The 1,779-nt window shown below is 37.4% G+C and carries 2 protein-coding genes; one reads left to right on the top strand and one right to left on the bottom strand.

Annotated features, from left to right (window positions below; all coding sequences use genetic code 11):
• Positions 1–1,042: PAS domain S-box protein (locus RM529_RS17150; protein ID WP_311485969.1), on the bottom strand; the 1,042-nt coding region annotated here is incomplete at its 3' end.
• A gap of 201 nt (positions 1,043–1,243) precedes the next feature.
• Here RM529_RS17150 and pyrR point away from each other — a divergent pair.
• Positions 1,244–1,779 (top strand): bifunctional pyr operon transcriptional regulator/uracil phosphoribosyltransferase PyrR (gene pyrR / locus RM529_RS17145; protein WP_311485968.1); only part of this gene is annotated, 536 nt, incomplete at its 3' end.

The raw sequence follows: 1,779 nt of genomic DNA, 5'->3' as shown, positions 1-1,779 counted from the left end.
GGGCGTGAATCTCACGCCACTCTTCCCTTATGTATGGAAATAGCTTGTAATGACATTCTCCTATAAGATCTTCAGCTTCAATTTTATTTTCTTCCAGCCACTTTTGGGAAGCTGCAAGATAATTCATGTTCCTGTCGAACATAGCAATTGCACTGGGCGCCTGGTCTATAAAAAGTTTATTTCTTTCAAACTCTTTCTTTCTTTCGGTAATCTCTTCATGGAAGCCTGTCATCCATTCCGGTTTTCCATCGGCGGTCCAGGTTACTACTTTCCCTTTGTCCAGCACCCAAATCCAGTCGCCGGCTTTGTTCTTCATTCTTGCTTCACTCTCATAGAAGTCGGTTTCACCAGCAAAATGTTTTTTAAAAAGCAGATCGCACTTAGCCATATCTTCAGGATGTGCAAATCTTTTCCAGGTATTTGGGGAAGTGGGTTGGATCTCTTGTAATGTGTACCCAAGTATGTTTGCCCACTGCTCATTAAAATTGACTTCCCCAGTTTGTATATTCCATTCCCAGGTGCCAATATTTGTCCCCTTTATAATATGCTCATAACGCTTAAGCTCCTGTATGAGTGGCTGATTTGTATTCTGAAATTTGGTAACATCTGTTAAACCTATCAGGAGTAAAGGTTTTTCATCTTGTGTCTCTATCTGTGTGATGTGGCAATTCATCCAAATAAGATACCCGGCGGTATTCTGAAACTTTACCAATTCAGTATTTTCGGCCGAGGGCATTTTTAGCCAATTATCGACCTTATGGAGTTCACTGCTAAGAAGAAAATCCTGCCAATGATAATTTTTGTTGAAATTTTCCTGATTAAATCCTACTACGGACAGAAACTTAGGGTTCATCCAGGAACTACGGGGATTTTCTGGATCAATTACCAGGATTCCATCTGGAGAATGTTCCTGAATAAAATTGAAAACGGACTCATTCTTCCTGATATTCTGATAAAGGGCGTCTTTTAGTTTCTTCTGTTGTTCCTTTTCTTTATAAGGTAAAGAATTAACCTTCTGAGCTTTTGGGGAAATGGCTCTCATACAATTTGAAATTTGAGCGTAAAAGTAAGCATTTTTAAAGAGTATTAACTTTACGTTAACAGTAAAGTGATCAATAGGGAGATGCTTTATCAAGGTTTTCTACAGAAGATTGAAGGTCTTTATCTTTAACCTTCTATATCTGGACTCGGAAGAAAAAAAATACTACTTTTGCCTTTCCAATTACTTCATCTAAACAGAAATATGAGTCAAAAAATCTTATTAAATTCCAAAGAGATAGACATCATATTACATAGACTGGCTTGCCAATTGGTAGAAAACCATACTAATTTTGAAAATACTGTTTTAATAGGAATCCAGCCAAGAGGTGTCTTTCTTGCAAAGCGAATAGAGGAAATTCTAAAAACCGAATATGATATTTCCGGAGTAAAATCTGGACAGCTGGATATTACTTTTTACCGTGATGATTTCCGAAGAGGTGAAAAACCACTGGAGGCCAATAAAACCAGGATAGAATTTGTTGTAGAGGACAAAAGAGTGGTTTTTATTGATGATGTTCTTTATACCGGCAGGAGCATTAGAAGCGCTTTAACTGCAATACAATCTTTTGGAAGACCAAGGGAAATAGAACTGCTAACACTAATTGATCGCAGATTTAGCAGGCATTTACCTATACAACCAGATTATAACGGGAGGCAGGTAGATGCAATAAATGAAGAAAAAGTAAAGGTGAACTGGAAAGAAAATGAAGGTGAAGATATGGTTTACCTGATTTCAAA

It is taken from the genome of Autumnicola edwardsiae, assembly GCF_031846505.1.
Lineage (GTDB): Bacteria > Bacteroidota > Bacteroidia > Flavobacteriales > Flavobacteriaceae > Autumnicola > Autumnicola edwardsiae.
Note: the sequence above shows the minus strand (reverse complement) of the source record. Positions and strands in the feature narration are given on the sequence as shown.